At 67.0% G+C, this 1,257-nt stretch carries 2 protein-coding genes; both read left to right on the forward strand.

The window, feature by feature from the left end:
• Positions 1-389 (forward strand): signal peptidase II (lspA, locus tag AC1DU6_RS31770; protein WP_477862171.1); only part of this gene is annotated, 389 nt, incomplete at its 5' end.
• Between the two features lie 83 nt (positions 390-472).
• Positions 473-1,257: PAS domain-containing protein (locus AC1DU6_RS31775; protein WP_477862173.1), on the forward strand; the 785-nt coding region annotated here is incomplete at its 3' end.

Raw genomic sequence — 1,257 nt, forward strand, 5'->3', positions numbered from 1 at the left:
CCTTCCAGCTCGGTGACGTGCACCCAGTCACCAGCTTCTTCGACGTCGTGCGCGCCCACAACTTCGGCGCCGCTTTCAGCTTCCYGCATGGCGCCTCCGGCTGGCAACGCTGGTTCTTCCTCGGCCTGGGCCTGGCCGCGGCCGGCTTCATCATCTGGATGCTGCGCCGCCATGGCCACCAGAAGCTGTTCGCTTGGGCGTTGACGCTGATTCTGGGTGGCGCGCTAGGCAATGTCATCGACCGCGCCATCCACGGCTACGTCGTCGACTTCATCCAGGTTCACGCTCGAAGCTGGTATTTCCCTGCTTTCAACGTCGCCGACAGCGCCATCACCGTCGGCGCCGTCCTGCTGATCCTGGACGAATTGCGCCGAGTGCGCCGCGGTTGAACCTGCGCGGCGCGGCCGCGCAGTAGTTCACGGGCGACAGATGTGACGAGCGGTGACAATCGCGCGCCTCTCAACGCGCCCACATGCTCCTCGACTTCGCCAGCCTGAGCCATTACGACTGGCTCGACGTTCCTCTGTGGGTCTTCGACCCCGAACAACAGCGCAACCTCTGGGCCAATGCCGCAGCCCTGCGCTTCTGGCATGCCGACAGCGCCGAGGAATTCCTGTCGCGCGACTTTTCCGAGCATGGCGATGCCGTGCGCGAGCGCCTGGCCGTCACGGCGGCCGACCATGCGCAGGGCAAGATCGTCCGCGAGCAGTGGACTCTCTATCCCAAGGGCGAGCCGACGACGGTCATGCTGGTGTCGCGCGGCATGCGCACGCCGGAACGCCGTCAGGTCATGCTGTTCGCGGCCGATTCGCTGGGCGGCGGGGCCGATCTCGCCATGCTGCGCGGCGTTGAGGCTGTGCAACACACTTCGGTGCGCATCGCCGTTTTCGGCCTCGGCCAGGGCGAACTGCTGATGCGCAACCCGGCTGCGGCCCTGACGTTCGGTGACACGCCGCCCGGCCCCGACCAGACCGAGTTCACCCGCCTGTTTGCTCACATTGGCGATGCCGCCAGCATCCTGGGCCGCGTGCAGCGCGGCCAGACCTGCCACCAGGACGTCGAATTGCAGACCCTGGCCGGCCTGCGTTGGCATGCACTGGACGCGCGGCCCATGCGCGACCCGGTCACTGGCGACACGGTCATGCTCTTCAATGCCCACGACATCRCCGATCTCAAGGCCAGCCAGGCCGCCCTGGTCGCCGCGCGCGAGGCCGCCGAAACCGCCAGCCAGGCCAAGAGCAGCTTCCTGGCCAATAT

It is taken from the genome of Roseateles sp. P5_B10 (assembly GCF_056400485.1).